This is a genomic window from Nocardia coubleae NBRC 108252, assembly GCF_001612805.1.
Taxonomy (GTDB): Bacteria; Actinomycetota; Actinomycetes; order Mycobacteriales; family Mycobacteriaceae; genus Nocardia; species Nocardia coubleae.
Genome location: NZ_BDBD01000001.1, coordinates 56957 through 75492, shown reverse-complemented (window position 1 = coordinate 75492; position 18536 = coordinate 56957). Strand labels below are relative to the sequence as shown.

Genomic DNA, 18536 nt, shown 5'->3' with positions numbered 1-18536 from the left:
GAGATCCCGATGCCCCCACTCACCCTGCCCGCCGGCCTCGACTTCTCCGACCCGGGACTCTGGGCCCAGCGCACGCCCGTCGAGGAATTCGCGATGTTGCGCAAGGCTGCCCCCGTGTGGTGGAACGCGCAGTCCGACGACATGTGCGTGCCCCACGACGACGGCGGATTCTGGGTCGTGAGCCGTCACGAGGACGTGCGAACGATCTCGCGCAACCCCACCCTGTTCTCCGCGAGCACCAAGGGTTCGGTGATCCGCTTCCCCGGCACCGTCACCGCCGACACCTTCGAAGCGACGAAATCCATGCTCCTCAACATGGATCCACCCAAGCACTCGGCCGTGCGCCGCATCATCTCGCGCGGATTCACCCCACGCGCGGTCGAGGCGCTGCGCGCCGCGCTGGCCGAACGCGCCGAGGCCATCGTGCACGCCGCCCGTGCGACCGGCGGCGGCGACTTCGTCCACCAGGTGGCGCGCGAGCTGCCGCTGCAGGCCATCGCCGAACTGTTCGGCATCCCGCAACCGGATCGGCTGCGCCTGTTCGACTGGTCCAACCAGATGCTCAATTTCGACGACCCCGAATACGGCGACCCCATCGGCGCCACCGCGGATCTGCTCGGCTACGCCTGGCAGCTGGCCGAATCGCGACGCCTCGACCCCGCCGGCGACCTGGTGTCGAAACTGGTCACCGCCGATATCGACGGCGGCTCACTGACACCCGACGAATTCGGCTTCTTCATGATCCTGCTGACCGTCGCGGGCAACGAGACCACCCGCAATGCCACCACCCATGGCATGAAGGCCTTCGTGGATCATCCGGAGCAGTGGGAACTCTTCCGCGCGCAGCGCCCACGCACCGCCGCCGACGAGATCGTCCGCTGGGCGACTCCGGTGATCGCGTTCCAGCGCACGGCCACCGAGGACACCGAACTGAGCGGTCAGCCGATCCGCGCGGGGCAGCGGGTGGCGATGTTCTACAGCTCGGCCAATTTCGACGAATCGGCCTTCGGCAACCCCTTCACCTTCGACATCCTGCGAGACCCCAACCCGCACCTGGGTTTCGGTGGTACAGGCCCGCACTACTGCGTGGGCGCGAATCTGGCGCGACTGCAACTGGAGCTGATCTTCGGGGCCATCGCCGACGCCATGCCGCGCCTACGGCAAGTGGCCGAGCCGACCAGGTTGCGGTCGAGCTTCGTCAACGGGATCAAGCACTGGCAGGTCGCCTACGAGTGAGGCGGATTGCCGGTCGCCGGGACCGATCCGTAGTAATGTCCAGACAGGTGTCCAGGCTCCGTCTGGACGGAAGGAAGGTGTGACCATGCCACGATTCGAACCCCACCCGCCGGCGCGCCCCGCCCTGGTCACCGGCGGCTCGTCCGGCATCGGCGCCGCCACCGCGAAAGCCCTTGCCGAACTGGGCCATCCGGTCGCGCTCGGTGCCCGGCGCGAGGCCGAGTGCGAGGCCGTCGCGGCGGCCATCCGGGAGAAGGGCGGCACCGCGTTCGCCCACCGGCTCGATGTCACCGACAACGACTCGGTGGAGGAGTTCGTCGCCGCCGCGCAGCGTGAACTCGGCGACATCGAGATCCTGGTTTCGGCCGCCGGGGTGGTGAAATTCGGGTGCGTGCACGAGCTGTCCTCGGCCGACTTCGTCCGCCAGCTCGACCTGCACCTGGCGGGCCCGCAGCGCCTGCTGCGCCTGCTCGTGCCCGGCATGATCGAACGGCGGCGCGGCGATGTGGTGCTCATCGGCTCGGACTGCTCGGTGACGCCACGTCCGCGCACCGGCGCCTACAGCGCCGCCAAAGCGGGCATCGAGACCCTGGCCACCCAGATGCGGATGGAGCTGGAGGGCACCGGCGTTCGCGTGTCGCTGGTCCGCCCCGGTCCCACCGCCACCGAGATGGGCACCGACGCGACCGTCGAGGACATCGAGCCGCTGCTGAAGGACTGGGCACGCTGGGGCTTCGCACGCCACCCCTACATGCTGCGCGCCGCCGACCTGGCCGACGCCGTCACCGCGGTGGTGTCCACGCCGCGCGGTGCCCATGTGATCGTCAGCGAGGTCCAGCCCGAGTCGCCGCTGCGCTGACTCGCCAGACGTCGAAAGCCGCCCCGAACCTTTCGGGGCGGCTTTCGCGTGTGACGTCAGCGGCGCCTGCGGTAGCGCACCCGGCACGGCTGCTGCAGCTGCACGACCATCTTGGAGTGATCGTTGCGATAGCTGTCCGACGGCTGCGCCATCTCGAACTCCCAGTCGCGCAACAGGATCGAGAAGATCGCCTTCATCTGCATGAGCGCGAACGCGGCACCGACGCAGCGATGCCTGCCCGCGCCGAACGGGATCCAGGTCCAGCGGTTGACGATATCGGCCTGTTCGGGGTCGATATAGCGGCCGGGATCGAAGGCGTCGGGATCGGGGAAGCATTCGGGCAGCCGGTTGGACACCGCCGGGGTGGCCGCCACCAGGTCGCCCGGCGCGATGCGATGCCCGCACACCTCGAACTCGTCCCTGGCCACCCGCATCAGGATGATGAGCGGCGGATGGAGCCGCAGCGTCTCCTTCAACGCCGCTTCCAACCGCGGAATCTGGCGCAACGCACGGAAACTCACCTCGGTGTCGTCGGCGAAGAGGCTGTCGAGCTCCCCGACCACATCGGCGAGCGTGCCGGGGTGGCGCAGCAGTTCGATCATCGTCCACGCCGAGGTCCCCGAGGTGGTGTGGTGACCGGCGAACATCATCGAGATGAAGATGCCGGTGACCACCGACGCCGAGAAGCGCGGTGCGCCCTGTTCGTCGCGCACCGACACCAGCACGTCGAGCAGGTCGCGTTCCTCCTTGCCCTGGGGAGGCGCGGCGATGCGGCGGTCCATGATCTCGCCGACCAATTCGACGAGTCGGCTCCGCGATTCGTCGCGTTTACGGAAGCTCTCGATCGGCATATACGGATCGACGTAGGCCAGCGCGTCGGTGCCGCGTTCGAGATCGTGATAGAGCTCGGCGAAACGGCTGTCGAGTTCATTGCGGAATTTGGTGCCGATCAGGCACGCCGAGGAGGTGTAGATGGTGAGCTCGGCGAAGAAGCCGAGCAGATCTATTTCGCCGGAATCACCCCAGTCCGCGATCATCCGGTCCACCTCGTGCGAAATCGTCGCCGCGTGGCCGCGCATGTAGTCGGCGCGCAACGCCTGATTGTGCAGCATCTCCTTGCGCCGCTCCGGGCTGGCGTCGAAGACGACGCCCTCGCCGAAGATCGGCTTCATGAAGGGATACGCGGCCTCCTGGTCGAGGTCCTCGTCGCCGGCGCGGAAGAAGAATTCATTGGCCTCGGCGCCCGAGAGCAACACCACGTCGCGCCCGGCCAACTCGAAAACGCCCACGTCGCCACATTCCTCGCGCACCCGGCGCATGAGGGCGATCGGATCGGAACGCAGTTCCTCGAGGTGACCGTGCTCGTGTTCGCCGCCGGAGACCCGTCGCGGTTTCAGAAGCGTCATCGAAGACCTCTCAATCTCTGGGTCATATAGACACGTGTCCAGACGGTACTACAGTTCTCGGGCGTGGCGCAATGCGCGAGAAAGCCGCCACCCGGTTACCCGGATGACGGCTTCTGTTGTCGCGGAGACTATTTCAGGATCAGATAGACCGATTTCTCGATCCGGTCCGCCATTTCGTCGTAGGTCCCGTATCCCATCCCGGCGCGTACCAGTGCGCCCGCGTAGAGCAATTCGAACGCCTCGAGCACATCCGGATCGTGGTCGGGACCCAGTGCCCGCGCGATCCGCTGCCGGATCTCCAGGCCGATCCGCACCCGCAGATGCGACACGTCGGGGTCCTGGCCGAGCAGGGCGCTGGTCACGGCACCTGCCAGCTCGTTCTCCCCGCCGACCATCAGCGACACCTGCCGCAGCGTCTCGACGACCCGCTCGGCCGCCGACTTGTCGTCGTCGTGTTCGAGCTGCGGCGTCTGCAGCAGGCGCCGCCAGAACACCTCGGCGACGAGGTGTTCCTTCGACGAGAAATAGGTGTAGGCGGTCGCGGTTCCCACGCCCGCGGCGGCGGCCACCTGGCGCACGGTGAGTCCGGAATAACCCTGCTCGGTGATGACGTCGACGGCGGCGCGGGTGAGCCGGTCGACCGTATCGGCCTGTTTCTCGGTCAGGCGCCTGCGCGTGGCCTCGAGAATCGCGGGATCAGAATGGTTTTCGGACACGATTCCATATTAGTCGCAGGTACATGGGATACCTATTTGGGCCTGCGCATGCGCGGTTCGCCGCCCCCGCGCGCCCGTTCGGAAACGGTGCTGATCGCGGTATCGAGCCGGGTCCCGTTGGGCCAGCCGACATAGTGGCACAGGAACAGGGCGATTTCGCGGAGCTGTTCCTCGGTGAGCTCTTTGTTGTGCAGGGCGGCGTGGATCTGGATTTCGGCGGTTTCCATGCGGCCCTGAGCGGTGAGCGCGCCGAGCAGCAGCAGCCGACGGTCGCGGTCGGTGAGTCCGGGGCGCGACCAGATCTCGGCGAAGAGGTGATCGACGGTGGTGGCGAAGAACGCGCCGTCGATCTCCGGTGGTTGCCAGCCGTAGACCTCTTTCATGCGGGCCAGGCCGCGGGCGCGGGCGTCGTCGGTCATGTGCTGCTCCTGTCGGATGTGGGGACCCGAAGGCCGAGACCTTCGGCGAGATGTTCGAAACCCATTCGGGCGAGCGGTAATTCGACGCCGAGCCGGGCGCCGAGGTCCAGGGCCAGCGCCAGGTCCTTCTCGCCCAGATCGCGTACGTGCGACATGATCGGCAGCCACGGATCGCCCTCGGCGAGGCGGGCGGTGGACTCGCGCCACAGGATGGCACCCGGTCCGCCGGTGACGGCGTCGGAGTGGCGCACGACCTCACCGAGGCGGCGGATGTCTAGCCCGGCCGACTCGGCCAGGCGCGAGGCCTCGGCGGCGGCGGCGAAGGCGACGAAGTGCACCAGATTGCGGGCGAGCTTCATCCGCGTGCCCGCACCCACCGGGCCCGCGTGCACCACGAGATCGGCGAAGCGGGCGAACGGGGACCGTACCGCCTCGAACGCGGTCTCGCTGCCGCCGACCATCACCGCGAGGCGCCCCTGTTTCGCGCCGGGCGCACCACCGCTGACGGGTGCGTCGACCAGCTCGACCTCGTGGCGCGCGCATTCCTCGGCCAATTCGATCGCCGTGCTGTCGGCGATGGTCGAATGCACGGCGACCACCGTGCCCGCGGCGGCCGTCGACAGAATTCCCTGCGGACCGGTCAGCACATCGCGAACCTGGGCGTCGTCGAGGACGGTCACCGAGATCACCGCCGCACGGGCAGCGACCTCGGCCGGCGTCGCCGCCACCGCGACACCCGCGGCGGCGAACTTCTCGGTGGCATCGGCCCGCGCGTCGCACACCACCAGGCCGCCCGGCCAGTCGACGAGCCTGCGCGCCATGGGCGCACCCATATTGCCCAGCCCGATGTAGCCGAGACGTGGCGCGTTATCAGTGGTCATGAGCGAATCACCTGTCCGCCGTCGACATTGAAGATCTGCCCGGTCACCCAGGCGGCGTCGTCGGAGAGCAGATACAGGCAGGCGCCGACGAGATCCTGCGGTGTGCCCATCCGCTTGAGCGGCAACCGCTTCACCATGTCGTCGACGATGACCGACGGCGTGATCGTCTTGGTCGCCTCGGTATCGATGGGGCCCGGGGCGATGGCGTTGATCCGGATGCCGGAGCTGCCGAGCTCGTGGGCCAGCTGCTGGGTGAGGCCGTTCACGCCGACCTTGGCCAGCCCGTAGAAGCTCGAATAGGTCCACGCGGCGGTGGAGGACTGGTTCACGATGGACCCGCCACTGGCGCGCATCGTCGGCCAGACCGCGCGGGTCACGTTCAGCGCGCCGTCGAAGTTCACGCTCATGAAGTGCTTGTAGTAGTCCCACGGCACCGTGAGCAGCAGGTTCAGCTTCATGGTCCCGTAGATGGCCGCGTTGTTCACCAGATGGTCGATGCCGCCGAACTTCTCGACGGTGAACGCGGCGAGCGCGGCCGCGGAATCCGGGTCGGCGACATCGACCTCGCGGAAAGCGGCGACACCGCCGGCCGCGGTGATCTCCTTGGCGACCGATTCGCCCGCCTCGGCATTGATGTCGGCCACCACCACGCGGGCGCCCTCGGCGGCGAGCGCCTTGGCGTAGGCCGCGCCGATACCCTGTGCCGCGCCGGTGACGATCGCGGTCCGGTCGGTGAAACGTGTCATGTCTGTTCTCCTTCAGGCCGGGTAGGCCACGAGTTTGGTTTCGAGGTATTCCTCGAAACCGGCGACGCCCATCTCGCGTCCGATGCCGGACTGCTTGTAGCCGCCGAAGGGCGCGTCGACCGAGTACCAGGTGCCGCCGTTGACACCGAGGGTCCCGGTGCGGACGGCGGAGACGACCTTGTCGACGCGGGCGGGATCGGTGCCCCACACCGAGCCCGACAGGCCGTAGGGGGAGTCGTTGGCGATGCGGATCGCGTCGTCGTCGCCGTCGTGCGGCAGGATCACCAGCACGGGCCCGAAGATCTCCTCCCTGGCCACCCGGGACTCGTTCGTGAGCCCGGCGATCAGGGTCGGCTCGACGAAGTAGCCCGCGTCGCGGCCGGTCGGACGACCGCCGCCCACAACCACCTCACCGCCTTCGCTGCGAGCCAGCGAGATGTAGCCCTCCACGCGTTCGCGCTGTCGCTCGGAGATGAGCGGACCGCACACGGTGCGCCGGTCGTCCGGGTCGCCCGCGCGGATGCCGCCCATGGTCCTGGCTGTCGCTTCGAGAGCCGCCTCGTAAGCGTTGCGCGGTACCAGCAACCGGGTGGACAGCGCGCAACCCTGACCGGCGTGCACACACACCGAGAAGGCGGCCATCGCGCAGGCCGCCGCGATATCGGCGTCGTCGAGGACGACGAACGCGGACTTGCCGCCGAGCTCGAGGAACACCTTCTTCACCGTGGCCGCCGCCGCGGCCATCACCGACTTCCCGGTGCGGGTGGAACCGGTGAACGACACCAGATCCACGTCGGGATCCTCGGCGAGCTGGGCGCCGAGCCGGTGATCGGAGCCGGTCACCACATTGAACACACCCGCGGGAATATCGGTGTGCTCGGCGGCCAGAATCCCCAGCGCCGCACCGCACCACGGGGTGTCGGGGGCCGGTTTGAGCACCACGGTATTGCCCGCCGCCAGCGCGGGCCCGATCTTGGCCAGGTTGATCTGATGGGGGAAGTTCCACGGCGTGATCGCCCCGACGACGCCCACCGCCTCGCGGCGCAGTTCCCTGCGGGTACGCATCCCCATCGGTTCGGCGATCGGCATCTCGGTGCGCCAGGAATAGGATTCGGCGAGATCCGCGAAGTAGCCGAGATCGTTCACCGGCCCTTCCAGATGAGGTCCCGCCGTGAGCATCCGGGGTGCGCCCGCCTCCTCGATGGTGATCTCGCGCAGTTCCTCGATGTGCTCGCGCATGGCCTCGCGCAATTGGCGCAGGCAGCGCGCCCGGAACGCCGGATCGGTCGACCATCCGGTGGTGTCGAAAGCGGTGCGGGCCGCGGTGACGGCCGCTCGCATGTCCTCGGTCGTGGCATCGGCCGCCCAGCCGAGGCGCTCGCCGGTGGCGGGGCTGCCGGTCGCGAACACCCCGCCCGATCCCCGGCTCAGTTTTCCGTCGATCAGCAGCGTGCAGCCGTCCTCGGGACGTAAATTGCTCGGCACCGTGTCTCCCTCACTGTCTGGACAGGTGTCTAGACTGTATTTCACCATGCGGTCGGTGAGCAAGGGCGCGTCGGCCGGAACCGTTGCCCGCGAGAGGAAATGCCATGAAGACCAGACTGCGATGCCCCTGTGGAGACCTCGTCGTCGGCACCGACGAGGACGACCTGGTCGAGCACGCGAACGCGCACCTGGCGGCGAACCATCCCGACCACGACTACACCCGCGAGGAGATCCTGCTGTTCGCCTACTGACACGACAGCGGGCCCGCACCGTGTACCGGTGCGGGCCCGCTGTCGTGGGTCGGGTCAGGGTTTGCGGGCGACCCCGCCGTACGCGGAGATCGGCTGGACCTCGCCCACCTGGGCATCCTCGGGCCGCCACTGGGTGATCGAGGTGAAGCCGGGCTCCACGAACTCCAGGCCGTCGAACACCGCCTGGATCTGGGCCTGCGTGCGCGGAATGTAGGGGGTGCCGCCGGTGCCGGTGTAGTTCTCGCACAGCGTCACGTAGGCCTGGCTGTCGTCGGTGCCGTCCCACATGATGAGGTAGCTGCCCGACGGGACCGCCGCCAGCACGGTGCCGACGATGCGGAGCAGGTCCTCGTAGGTCTTGGCGTGGCCGAGCACGCCCATGAACATCACCGCGATGGGCTCGTTGAAGTTCAGCACGTTGCGGGCGTCGGCGACGATCTTCTCGGGCTCGTGGAAGTCGGCGTCGATGTAGGTGGTGACACCCTCGGGGGTGGTGCTGGTGAGCAGCGCCCGCGCGTGGGTGAGCACCAGCGGATCGTTGTCGACGTACACCACGCGGGCGTCGGGGGTGACGCCCTGGGCGACCTCGTGGGTGTTCTGCATGGTCGGCAGGCCGGTGCCGATGTCGAGGAACTGCCGGATGCCGCGCTCGCGGGCCAGGAACCGGACCGCCCGGATCAGGAACTGCCGCGACTGCACCGCCATGGTCGAGATGTCAGGGTCGACGGCCAAGCCCGCGTCACCGGCGATCTTGTCGATGTCATAGTGGTCTTTGCCCCCCATCCAGTAGTTCCAGATCCGCGCCGAATGCGGGATGTCGGTCCTGATCTGTGGGGTGTCTACGTCGGCCATGGGTCTCGTTCCTCTGCGAATCGACTGTGACTTAGCCGGCCCGCCGGTCCACACCGCCGGCGCGGGACAGCATCTGATCTGGTTGCGACAGTACAAGATTGACGCCGTGCTCGAGCAGATTCGTGGTTCACCTGTTCGGGCCGATCGAAACCGGTCCTCGCACTGCGGATCTCGCGCCCGACAAGGGGGTCCCGGACGGGAACGGTCAGGTCGAATTCCCGCCGGTGACCCGATTCGCGGCTCCCTACGGTCGGTCGAGTGAACCCTGATACCTACGCAGAGACCCCGGTGACAGACCGGCTCCACCGTCCCCTGATCCTGTTCATGGCACTCGCGGCAGCCGTCGGTACATCGACGATCTATCCGATGCAGCCCGCGATCGCGGACGTGGCGGATTCGCTCGGCACCCAGATCACCGCTGTCGGATTCGCCCTGGCCTGCGGGCCGATCGGCTACATGCTCGGACTCGGCCTGCTGGTGCCGCTGGTCGACCGCTTCGCTCCCGGCCGCGTCCTGGCCGCTCAGTTCGGGGTACTCGCATGTGCGCTCGCGGCGAGTGCCGCCGCGGGCAGCGCCACCGTGCTGGCTCCGATGATCGGTCTGGTCGGCGCCTGCTCGGCGGTCGGGGCCGGGTTGAGCTCCGTCGCCGGCCGGTTGGCGCACCCGCACCGGCGCGCGACGGTCCTGGGGGTGGTGACCGCGGGCATCTCCGTCGGCATCCTCGCCGGCCGGATCGTGGGTGGGTGGCTCGCGGATGAGATCGGCTGGCGCGCGATGCTGCTCGTCTTCGCGGCCGGCTGCGCCCTGCTCGCCGTCTGCTGCCTCACCGCGCTGCCCGCCGTGACCGGCACCGCCGAGCGCGGCTACTTCTCGACCTTGCGTTCCCTACCCGGATTGTTCGTCCACCACGCGACGCTTCGCGTTGCCGCTGTGCGTGGATTCCTGTGGTTCTTCGCCTTCTGCGCGATCTGGGCGGGCATCGCCGTGGCACTCTCGGAGCCCCCGTACTCCTACTCGGCCGAACGGATCGGCCTCTACGCGCTGGCGGGTCTCTCGGGCATCCTGGCCACCCGGATCGCGGGCACACGGACCGACCGCGACGGCGCTCGCCGGGTGATCCTCGCCGGCCTCGTCCTCGCCGGGGCCGCCACCGTCGTCCTGGGTTTCGGCCTCGCGAACACGCTCGTGACGCTGGTCTGCCTGGCGGCCTTCGACGCCGGGCTCTTCGCTGCCCAGGTCGCCAACCAGAGCACGGTCCTGGCGATCGAACCCGACGCACCGGCACGCTTCAACAGCGCGTACATGCTGGTCTACTTCGTCGGTGGCAGCCTCGGGACCGCCTTCGGTGCCGCGGCGGTCGAGTGGTTCGGGTGGCAGGCCACCGCCCTGATCGCGGCGGCAGCCATCGTCGCCGCCGCGATCAGCACAGCACGATCGCCGCTCGTATAATATGAAACTCGTATGGTCGTTCGGTGGGTAGGAGAAGAGGCGCGGATGGCGGCGGACGAAGCGACTCGGCGACGCAAGCTCACGGTGGCGGTCAAAGACGCCCTGCGTGACTTGAATATCGAACTGTCCCTGCTCAATCGGCGCTTCGGCGGCCAGGTGGAGCTGCGGGAGGTGGACTTCAGCTGTCTCGACCTCATCAACCGGCACGGGCCGATGTCGCCGAAGGAACTCTCACGCCGGGCCGGCCTGCACCCGGCCACGCTGACCGGGATTCTCGACCGGTTGCAGAACGGTGGATGGATCGTGCGCGAACGCGACCCGGAGTCCGCCGACCGCAGGGCGGTCACCGTCCGTGCTGTGCGCGAACGCAATTCGGCGCTCTACGAGGTGTTTTCCGGCATGAACAACCGGATGGACGCGCTGTGCGCCGACTACACCGACGACGAGCTGACGGTGATCGCCGACTTCCTCCGGCGCACCGGTGGTGCCGGGCAGCAATCCGCCGACGAACTCGCCCGCTGAACGGCACCGCTGGGATTCGATGTCATCGGCAAGCCCTCCGGTCAGCGGGTGAAGGCTGCCGCATGGTCGGTGACCCAGGCGGCGAAATCCTGTGCGGGACGGTCCAGGAGGTCGGCGACCGTGGTGGTCGTCGGGCCGGGAACGCGGGCGTAGTCCGCGAGCGACCCGAGCAGCCGGGCCGGGATGTCCTCGGGGAGTCCCTGTGCCGTCATCGCGGCCCGCACCTGGTCGGGGGTGAGTTCGAGGAACGAGAGGTCGCGGCCGGTCACCTCGCCGAGAATGCGGACCTTGTCGGGTTGGGTCAGTGATCGGGGACCGGTGAGGACATAGGAGCGATTCCCGTGTCCGTCCTCGGTCAGCGCGCGCACCGCGACGGCGGCGATATCGCGTTCGTGGATCGGCGAGGTGGCCGCATCCCGATACGCACCGCGAACCACGTCACCGGCGCGTAGCTGCGGCGCCCACGCCAGGGTGTTGGCGGCGAAGTCGCTGCAGCGCAAGGCGGTCCACACCATGCCCGAACTCTGGGCGGCGGCTTCGAGTGCTCGGAACCCCGCCATGAAGCGCGGTTCCCCCGCGGGGAACTCGACGGTCGCCGCGGAGACGACCACAACCCGCTCGACCCCGTGATCCGCTGCCGCGGCGAGGATCGCGGTCGCGGAGTCGAGGGCGCCACGCGAACTCAACAGCACCGCTTCTGCGCCCTTCCATACGTCGGCCGGAAGGTGCGGACGCGCTGGATCACCCTGTGCGACAACAACTCCGCTCGGTAGGACGGCATCACGATCCCGGGTGACTGCCGTGACGGGTGCGCCTGCCGCTACCAAGTGGGAGATGACTTCACGGCCCACGATCCCGGTGGCTCCGATGACGACGAACATGGTCTACTTCCCTTCCCTTTCGGCACCAACAAGTACCGAACACATATGATATGAAAGCCATAGTAACCGCCTGGGGAGGGATGTAATACGGAAATCAAACTACTTCGCCGTGATGCTCGTCACCGGGGGAAGGGCTAATCTGGGGCGAACGGACATGGGGGAGTCGATGGACGACGCGGGTTTCGATCGGAAACTGGACGCATTCGAACGATGGCAGTCGACCCCCTGGGGCGGGCTCCGATACCGCATGGCCGCCGCAAACCTCGCCACGCATCTCCCGGCCGGGCGCAGCCTCACGGCCCTCGATGTCGGTGGGGGCAACGGGCTGGATGCCCTAGAGCTGGCCGCTCTCGGTCACCGGGTGACCATCGCCGATCTCTCACGGCCATCCCTCGCCTCGGCCGAGGCGCTCGCCGCCGAGCGCGGACTCGCCGGCCACATCACCACCGCACCGGTCGCCATCGACGACCTGGCGACCGAATTCGGGCACGCGGCGTTCGATATCGTGCTGTGCCACAACGTGATCCAATACCTCTCCGAATCACCGATATCCGCCCTCGCGGCCCAGCTCGCGCCCACAGGTCTGCTTTCCGTCCTCGCTCCCAACGCGGCCGCGGACCCCCTTCTCACCGCGGTCCGTTCCCGGAATCTCACCGAGGCGCTGCGCCTACTCGACGCCCCGACCCGTGTCACCGTCACCTACGACACCGAAGCGCGAGCCTGCTACGCCGACGGCATCGCAGGCGACCTGCGCGACGCGGGCCTGGAAGTGCTGGCCCACAGCGGAATCCGCGTCGTCTGCGACCTCATCACCGACGACGCCCGTAAATCCGACCCCCACTTCTACGCCGATCTGGAACGCCTGGAACTGGCCTTGGCCAACCGGGCGCCGTACCCCCACTTCGCCCGCATGTTCCAGCTCATCGCCCGTCCGTCGCGTACACGCTGAAACTCTCGCCGTCGGCGATCCGGCGCATCGCCGCCACCTGATAGGCGATCGCGTCGCCGGGAATCTCGCTCATCTGCCGCCATGTCAGCTCGGAGCACTTGTGCGGTTCGCGGTTGACCACGTCGTCGTCCCACCGTTCGGCGCGGAAGAAGAACCCCACTCTGTGCGGCTGATTTCCGTACCGGTGCTGCATGACGTGCACGCACGTCAGATCCTCGGGGCGTAACCGGATCCCCACTTCCTCCTCGGCCTCCCGAATGGCTGTCTCGACCACGTCCTCGCCCTCTTCGAGGTGCCCGGCCACCAATCCCAGCTGCCCATCGGCGAATCCGGTGTTCGACCGCCGCGACCACAACAACTTCCCGTCGCGCACCAAGACCAGATGCACATCCACCACGCTCCGAAACCGTTCGACCACGCTTGTCTCCCAACAGCTCCCGGCATCGCACCCCGGTGGACGCGACCGAGCACGATCGTATTTCCCGCAGGCGCCGAGCGGTTCGGGAATGCACGTCCATTGATGGTCGTCGGTCAGTGGTATTCGGGTGCCCATCGCACGAGCCGGTTCACGGCCGAAGGTCGATCGCGCACGCCCGCATTCGCTGACGCGTCATCATTCCCGCTGGTCAACCCCCACGCCGCCGCTGATCGGGACGACACCCCGACTCGACCGCGACACACCTGATCCAGGGTAGCGATTGCTGGATGATTGCGGTTGCGCGCGCCGGACGGAGAGCAAACCCCGGACCCGGAGGCAGGCGATCAGTGTTCGGCTGTGTCCGGAGTCATGGAGGAGTCCGACGGTATGGGTGTGCTCAATTCTACTGCCCCGAAGGGCATTCCGTGTGGCCGTGGGCCGCCGCCGCGGTCGGTCGTTCGTGTACAGGACCGGGGCCGCGCCGTTGTGCTGGTGCGGATTCTCCCCGGACATCGGATCGGGTGCCTCCCCGCGAGCACGGGGAGACACCCGAAAGAGCTCTGCGTGGCGGTCGCCACCGCCGCGCGGAGCAACGCAGACACTGGGAGAGCGCTGCTGTGACCACACTAGATGTTCCTGTTGTTCCCGTGTGCCCGGATTCGGCCCATCGGCCGCTCACGGCACCGGCCGACCCGACGGTCGAGTCGTTGCGAACGGCGATTCTCGGCGATTCGCGTGCGACGCACCGCCGGGTGCGCGCCGCGACCATCGCCCTGAACGACCGGCCACGATCGGGACTCACCTCCTCGGCCGAAGCCGCGCTGGCACCGGATCTGCTGCGCGCGACGATCGCGGTCCTCGGTGGATCGGCAACGGCCATCGCCGCCGACCCCCGGTTGCGCGGTGCGCTGTGCGAGTGGGCGGCTGTCTACGCCCCGCACCTGTTGCCCGTGCTCACCGGCCACCTCGACTTGGCGATCGGGGCGATCACCGCACTCGGCAATGGTTCGGCGTACCAGCGGGAACTGCTCGCCGAGCTCGACACCGGGGAGGCGATCGGCCTGTTGCTGCTGACCGAGCTCGGTGGCACCAACGGCGCCGACCAGCAGACCACCGCCACCTGGGACGGCGCCCGTGGTGGGTTCTGGCTCGACTCGCCCGGTACCGCGAGCTGGAAGTTCATGCCGAACATGGCTGATCCGACCACCCGCAAGACGGGTGTGGTCACCGCCCGCCTGATCGCACATGGTCGCGACGAAGGCGTGCTGCCCTTCCTGCTGAGGTTGCGTACCGGGCAGGGCCTCGTGCCCGGTCTGAATGTCGCGCCGCTGCCCGATAAGGGCTGGGCGCCGATGGATCACGCGCTGATCCGGTTCGACGCGGTGTTCGTCCCGGCCGACGCACTGCTCGGCGGCCGGTGGGCCGTGCTCGGCGCTGCTGGAATCGAATCGGAAGTTCCGGTGCGGCAACGCTTTCACCGCGCGATCACGGCTTTGGGGGAGGGCAGGCTGGACTTGGCAGGCGCGGCTGCCGCCGGTGCGCGTGCGGCGCTGGCGGTGACGGTGAACTACGCCGATCAGCGTCGCCCGGGCGGCCGGACCTCGATGGCCGACCGGGGAACGGTTCGCCGTGATCTGGTCTCCGCACTGGCCTCGACCTACGCCAGCAGCATCCTCGGCCGCCGCATCCAGGACCTGCGCGTGGCCGCCGCCGAACCCTTCTCCGCGCTGTGGTCGATGCTGGCCAAACCGTTGCTGGCCTACACCGCCCACGACGTGCTGCTGACCTGCCGTCAGCGCAGTGCGGCGCAGGGATCGCTGCGCACCAACTGGATCATCGACTGGATCGGCAACACCGAAGGCATCATCACCGCCGAGGGCGAGTCCCAGCTGCTCTGGAAGCAGGCCGGACACCTCATCGCCCGCGCGGAGACCGCCCTGACGCTGCCTGCCACGCCGGACCTTCTGCCCTGGTACATCCGCATGCTCGCCGAGCGGGAGTCGGCGCTCGCCGCCGCACTGCGCCGTGGTGACATCGCCGTCGCGAGCACCGCGGTCGACGGCGATACCGCCGCCGTCGAGCTCGCCGCCGCCACCAGCGAAAGGCTCGCCGCCACCGCGTTGTTCCAGGCCTGCGTCACGGCCGACGACGCATCGGCCCGCCACCTGCTCGAGTCCGCCTGCGTGGTGTACGCGCTGGAGCGAATCCGCGCGCACGGCACCTGGTTCGCTGCCCACGGACAGCTGACACCCCGGCACGCCCACCGCGTGCACGAGGAATTGCGTTGTGGCATCGACCATCTCGGTGCGCATCTGAATCTTCTGGTCGACGGCTTCGACATCGAACTCGAGCCTTTCGACGCGCCGATGGCGTCGCCGGACTACCTGCGGTGGTGGGAGACCTGGGCGGGCGGGAAGACCGCGCCGTTCGGCGAGGCGCTGCGCTCGATCACCGGGCAGGTGCGGGCATGACCGGACACAGTGTCGAATACGAGGTCGTCGTCGTAGGGGCCGGGTTCGGTGGGCTCACCATGGCATGGGAACTCAAAGAGGCAGGCGTGCGGAACTTCCTGATCCTCGAGGAGGGGCCCGAGGTCGGCGGTGTGTGGCGGGAGAACACCTATCCGGGCTGTTCCTGCGACGTGCCCGCACACCTGTATTCGCTCGCCTTCGACCCCTACCGTGACCCCCGGGTGCGCTACCCCGACGCGCAAGCGATCCTGTCCTACCTGGGTGCGATCACCGACCGGCACGGGCTGCGTCCTCATCTGCGCTGCGACACCGCCGTGGTGGGCGCCGATTACCGCGACGCCGACCGCACCTGGTCGCTGACCACGTCGGCGGGAGACCAGATCCGCACCAGAGCGGTGGTGTGGGCGGTCGGCCAGCTGCACCGGCCCGCTGTCGCACAGCTGCGCGGAGCCGACACCTTCGGTGGCCCGATGTTCCACTCCGCGCGCTGGGATCACACGGCCGACCTCACCGGACACATCGCCGTGGTCGGTACCGGATCCTCGGCGGCACAGATGATTCCGGAGCTGGCTCGCACCGCTTCGTCGGTCACCGTCTACCAGCGGAGCCCGTCGTGGGTACTGCCCAAGCCCGCCGCATCGTTCGGAGCGATGTCGCGGTGGGCACTGACCCACATACCCGGCCTGCACGGCTTGTACCGCGCCGGACTGTACCGCGCCGCCGACCTGGTGCTGGCCCCGACCACTCATGCCGGGTGGTCGGCCAAGGCGCTGGAATTGGTTGCGCGGGAACATCTTCGCCGCCAGGTGCGCGATCCGGAGCTGCGCCGAACGCTCACCCCGGACCACCGGATCGGGGAGAAGCGCATCCTCATCGACAGCGGGTACTACCGCGCGCTCACCGAGCCCCACGTAGAACTCGTCACCGACCCGATCGACCGGATCGTCCCGGACGGTATCCGCACCGTCGACGGCATCGAACGCCGCGCCGACCTCATCGTCCTGGCCACCGGCTTCCGCGCCCGGGAGTTCCTCGACGGCGTCCGGGTCCGTGGCCGGGGTGGTGTCGAACTGCACGACCGGTGGCGAACCGAGGGCCGCCCGACCGCCTTCTACGGACTGGCCGTTCCCGGCTTTCCCAATCTCTACCTGATCGCGGGCCCGCACTCGTTCACCCCGACCAACAGCAACCCCGCCGTCAAACAACACCAGGTCCGCTACATCATGCGCTGCCTGGCACTCAGCGCCCGCCTGCGCGAACCGATCGAGGTCACCGAACAGGCGATGGCGACCTACCTGAACCACCTCGACGACGCGCTCGACCGCACCGTCTGGCGCGACGGCAAGGCAACCACCTGGTGGAAAACGGCCGACGGCACCGTCACCAATGCTTGGCCGGGGACGGTAGCCGCCTTCGGAAAGGCGCTCACCGGAAACAACCCGGCCCTCTCGTTCACGGTGCCGGACTCACGGGGAGGGCTCTCGGGCGCCCCGCAACCACGTCCACACGACGAACCGTGCCGAACGGGATAGTGGCGTCGATCCGCGCGATCAGCACCGAGTGGAGCTGATCGTGCTGTGCACGCCCTCGAGGAGATCTCATCTTCCTCGAGGGCGTCGCCGGTGTGACACGATCACTCCTCGGCAGCTCCGGATTGTGCTTGCTGCGAAACAATGTTCGCGACTGTCCACATGATGTCGTTCAGCGGTTTACGTAGACGATCCGTACCAGTGGCGTCACCGACCGGCAGCCCGACGGCCGCCATCGTCGCGATCTCCCAATGATCGGGCAACGCGAACTCGTGGTGCAGTCCGTCCCGGTCGAATGCCCGGAACTGATGCACCTGGAGTCCGAGTTCGTGTGCCTGAAAGGTCAGGTGCGCCACGGCCTGTCCGAGGTCGTAGTCGGCGAACTCGGAGTACTCGAATTCGGTGTCCTCCACCCGCCGCTGCACGAGGTTGGCGACGAGGAGGCTCGCATCCGGCGCCCACGCCGCGGAACTTCGGGCGAGAAAACCGGCGAGCCGCCGATGAACAGCGTCCCCGCGCACAGCGGCGATGACCCGCCACGGTTGCGAATTGCCAGCCGAGGGCGCGCGCCGGGCAGCTTCGAACAGCGAGCTGACCTCGGCCGACGACAGCGTGTGGTCACGGCGGAAACCGTTGGGGCTGTAGCGCTCGAGGACGAAGGGGTGCAGGGCGGGAGCGTGGACGGTCACACGAAAGGCAACCACTCGAGCGGGCCCGACCTTCCCGGGCACGCCCGCAGTTCGGACGGTCCGACCGTCCTGAACCGAGGGAAACCGGACGGGCATGCGACCATACAGAGGTTGTCGGAGGTCGTCGCTATGCTCGGTGTCACCACGGCTCGAAGCCACTCCCAGGGGGAATCCATGACCGACCTACACCCGCGCACGTCCGGCCGTCCTCCGGAACCCGCCCGCACCGACGAGGTAGAACTCGCCGTCTCTTCGAACGCTGTCCCGTTGTTCAGCACCCCCCACCACAACGAACCAACGACGGCAACACCGACCACCACCGGTCACCAGTTCCCGACCTTCCTCGCCCCCGCACACCACCGGTCCGACGACGACCCGCAACGCTAGAGTCCCTCTCCGGCTCGCGTCGGCCATACCCGAGCGAGGTCCGCGGTGCCGTCATAGTTCTCGGCGGCCGAGCGCTTCACCCAGTGTAATCCCGTATCGAGCGGCGAAGGCTTTTCGTGCCCGCACCTGGGCACGAGTGCGCGGCCGGAATTTCGGTTCACGCCCGCACCCGCACGGCTCGAAACCCTCGTACCGCAGTCCTTCGCCGATCACGACGCCGACCACCGACCATCCGTCGACATCACGGCGCGCAGGCGCGGCGAAATCACGCCCCCCGCACGACATCGGCCGTTTACACCGCGGACAACGATGCGGCACACCGTCTTTCGACGGGTGACGTTTGAACGACAACCGACACGGGACGCATACCCAGCGCAGCTTGTGGTGCAC

The 18536-nt window shown here is 68.2% G+C and carries 19 protein-coding genes; 9 read left to right on the top strand and 10 right to left on the bottom strand.

Annotated elements, in window-relative coordinates:
- The first annotated feature begins 9 nt into the window (after window positions 1-9).
- Complete coding sequence (locus NCO8_RS00375) at window positions 10-1236, top strand: cytochrome P450 (protein WP_067635402.1); 1227 nt, start codon at window positions 10-12, stop codon at window positions 1234-1236.
- Between the two features lie 85 nt (window positions 1237-1321).
- A complete protein-coding gene (locus NCO8_RS00370) occupies window positions 1322-2095 on the top strand; it encodes an SDR family oxidoreductase (RefSeq protein ID WP_067487837.1) in 774 nt (257 codons plus the stop codon).
- 56 nt (window positions 2096-2151) lie between these two features.
- On the opposite strand, the gene cyp51 is transcribed toward NCO8_RS00370, so the two are convergent.
- The 6 genes from cyp51 to NCO8_RS00340 form a co-directional block, all read right to left on the bottom strand.
- A complete protein-coding gene (gene cyp51, locus NCO8_RS00365) occupies window positions 2152-3501 on the bottom strand; it encodes a lanosterol 14-alpha demethylase (protein ID WP_067635400.1) in 1350 nt (449 codons plus the stop codon).
- Window positions 3502-3629: 128 nt separating this feature from the next.
- On the bottom strand, window positions 3630-4217 hold the full coding sequence (locus NCO8_RS00360; RefSeq protein WP_067487504.1) for a TetR/AcrR family transcriptional regulator: 588 nt from the start codon (window positions 4215-4217) through the stop codon (window positions 3630-3632).
- A gap of 32 nt (window positions 4218-4249) precedes the next feature.
- On the bottom strand, window positions 4250-4636 hold the full coding sequence (locus NCO8_RS00355) for a carboxymuconolactone decarboxylase family protein (RefSeq protein WP_067635398.1): 387 nt from the start codon (window positions 4634-4636) through the stop codon (window positions 4250-4252).
- Window positions 4633-5517: an NAD(P)-dependent oxidoreductase gene (locus NCO8_RS00350; protein WP_067635396.1), complete on the bottom strand. Its 885-nt coding sequence runs from the start codon at window positions 5515-5517 to the stop codon at window positions 4633-4635. The genes NCO8_RS00355 and NCO8_RS00350 overlap by 4 nt, the downstream gene beginning before the upstream one ends.
- Window positions 5514-6263 (bottom strand): SDR family oxidoreductase, encoded by a 750-nt coding sequence (locus NCO8_RS00345; protein ID WP_067487511.1) that lies wholly within the window; start codon window positions 6261-6263, stop codon window positions 5514-5516. The genes NCO8_RS00350 and NCO8_RS00345 overlap by 4 nt, the downstream gene beginning before the upstream one ends.
- A gap of 12 nt (window positions 6264-6275) precedes the next feature.
- Window positions 6276-7748, bottom strand: coding sequence for an aldehyde dehydrogenase (locus NCO8_RS00340; protein WP_245655182.1), 1473 nt, complete (start codon window positions 7746-7748; stop codon window positions 6276-6278).
- Between the two features lie 104 nt (window positions 7749-7852).
- On the opposite strand from NCO8_RS00340, the gene NCO8_RS30360 reads away from it, so the two are divergent.
- Window positions 7853-7999 carry a DUF1059 domain-containing protein gene (locus tag NCO8_RS30360; protein ID WP_084456251.1) on the top strand — a complete coding sequence of 49 codons (147 nt, stop codon included), beginning with the start codon at window positions 7853-7855 and terminating at the stop codon, window positions 7997-7999.
- 54 nt (window positions 8000-8053) lie between these two features.
- On the opposite strand, the gene NCO8_RS00335 is transcribed toward NCO8_RS30360, so the two are convergent.
- Complete coding sequence (locus tag NCO8_RS00335) at window positions 8054-8851, bottom strand: SAM-dependent methyltransferase (RefSeq protein ID WP_067635394.1); 798 nt, start codon at window positions 8849-8851, stop codon at window positions 8054-8056.
- A 288-nt stretch (window positions 8852-9139) separates the two neighbouring features.
- Between NCO8_RS00335 and NCO8_RS00330 the strand changes: the two genes are divergently transcribed.
- Together NCO8_RS00330 and NCO8_RS00325 are read left to right on the top strand one after the other, a co-directional pair.
- Window positions 9140-10300, top strand: a complete 1161-nt coding sequence (locus tag NCO8_RS00330) for an MFS transporter (protein WP_245655181.1) — start codon at window positions 9140-9142, stop codon at window positions 10298-10300.
- Between the two features lie 45 nt (window positions 10301-10345).
- Window positions 10346-10822: a MarR family winged helix-turn-helix transcriptional regulator gene (locus NCO8_RS00325; protein ID WP_067635391.1), complete on the top strand. Its 477-nt coding sequence runs from the start codon at window positions 10346-10348 to the stop codon at window positions 10820-10822.
- Window positions 10823-10863: 41 nt separating this feature from the next.
- On the opposite strand, the gene NCO8_RS00320 is transcribed toward NCO8_RS00325, so the two are convergent.
- Window positions 10864-11703, bottom strand: coding sequence for an NAD(P)H-binding protein (locus NCO8_RS00320; protein ID WP_067635389.1), 840 nt, complete (start codon window positions 11701-11703; stop codon window positions 10864-10866).
- Between the two features lie 154 nt (window positions 11704-11857).
- Between NCO8_RS00320 and NCO8_RS00315 the strand changes: the two genes are divergently transcribed.
- On the top strand, window positions 11858-12652 hold the full coding sequence (locus NCO8_RS00315; protein WP_167353227.1) for a class I SAM-dependent methyltransferase: 795 nt from the start codon (window positions 11858-11860) through the stop codon (window positions 12650-12652).
- Here the strand turns inward: NCO8_RS00315 and NCO8_RS00310 are convergent.
- Window positions 12624-13049, bottom strand: a complete 426-nt coding sequence (locus tag NCO8_RS00310; RefSeq protein WP_208115395.1) for an NUDIX hydrolase — start codon at window positions 13047-13049, stop codon at window positions 12624-12626. The genes NCO8_RS00315 and NCO8_RS00310 overlap by 29 nt on opposite strands.
- 638 nt (window positions 13050-13687) lie before the next feature.
- On the opposite strand from NCO8_RS00310, the gene NCO8_RS00305 reads away from it, so the two are divergent.
- Together NCO8_RS00305 and NCO8_RS00300 are read left to right on the top strand one after the other, a co-directional pair.
- Window positions 13688-15541, top strand: coding sequence for an acyl-CoA dehydrogenase family protein (locus tag NCO8_RS00305; RefSeq protein ID WP_167353226.1), 1854 nt, complete (start codon window positions 13688-13690; stop codon window positions 15539-15541).
- Window positions 15538-17073: a flavin-containing monooxygenase gene (locus NCO8_RS00300; protein ID WP_084456245.1), complete on the top strand. Its 1536-nt coding sequence runs from the start codon at window positions 15538-15540 to the stop codon at window positions 17071-17073. Before NCO8_RS00305 ends, NCO8_RS00300 begins: the two co-directional genes overlap by 4 nt.
- Window positions 17074-17174: 101 nt before the next feature.
- On the opposite strand, the gene NCO8_RS00295 is transcribed toward NCO8_RS00300, so the two are convergent.
- Window positions 17175-17759: a nitroreductase family protein gene (locus NCO8_RS00295; RefSeq protein WP_067635383.1), complete on the bottom strand. Its 585-nt coding sequence runs from the start codon at window positions 17757-17759 to the stop codon at window positions 17175-17177.
- Between the two features lie 174 nt (window positions 17760-17933).
- On the opposite strand from NCO8_RS00295, the gene NCO8_RS00290 reads away from it, so the two are divergent.
- Window positions 17934-18146 (top strand): hypothetical protein, encoded by a 213-nt coding sequence (locus NCO8_RS00290; protein ID WP_067635381.1) that lies wholly within the window; start codon window positions 17934-17936, stop codon window positions 18144-18146.
- Window positions 18147-18536: the final 390 nt, after the last annotated feature.